Genomic DNA, 457 nt, shown 5'->3' on the forward strand with positions numbered 1-457 from the left:
AACAGCATCCCGACCAGTACATTTTACCGGGCACTCGCTCGATTGAGACAGCAGGCCTGTGAGCTTCCGGCCAGATCTGAAAGGCTCGAGTGCAAGCAGGAGGTTGTTCCGATAAATATATCAGAGCTCCCGATCAGCAGAGAGGATCGACTGCATCCGGTCTCACACGTGGTCGATGAACCATCACCTGCTTCATTTGAAGCAACGATGCGCATCACATTTGGAGGCGGCACGCTGGAACTGACCAATCAGGCAGATACTGCACTGGTTGCCAGTATCCTGAGCATGCTGAACAGCCGATGCTAGGTGACATCTCCAGCGCAAACCACATCTACCTGGTTACGGGTGAATAATCCGGGGTGAAATCCATCACCTGTCCGGCGTATGGAAATCGCTAATCCGCTTAATTGGAAATCGCGTTTCCGTTAAATAGGAAATCGATTTATCTATAAAAACC

General features: G+C 50.5%; 1 protein-coding gene. It reads left to right on the top strand.

All coding sequences use genetic code 11. The features are described 5' to 3' along the window. Positions 1-306: hypothetical protein (locus ACTQ52_RS12375; RefSeq protein WP_441982796.1), on the top strand; the 306-nt coding region annotated here is incomplete at its 5' end. Positions 307-457: the final 151 nt, after the last annotated feature.

Source organism: Oribacterium sp. Sow4_G1_1, from assembly GCF_052116105.1.
Taxonomy (GTDB): Bacteria; Bacillota; Clostridia; order Lachnospirales; family Lachnospiraceae; genus Oribacterium.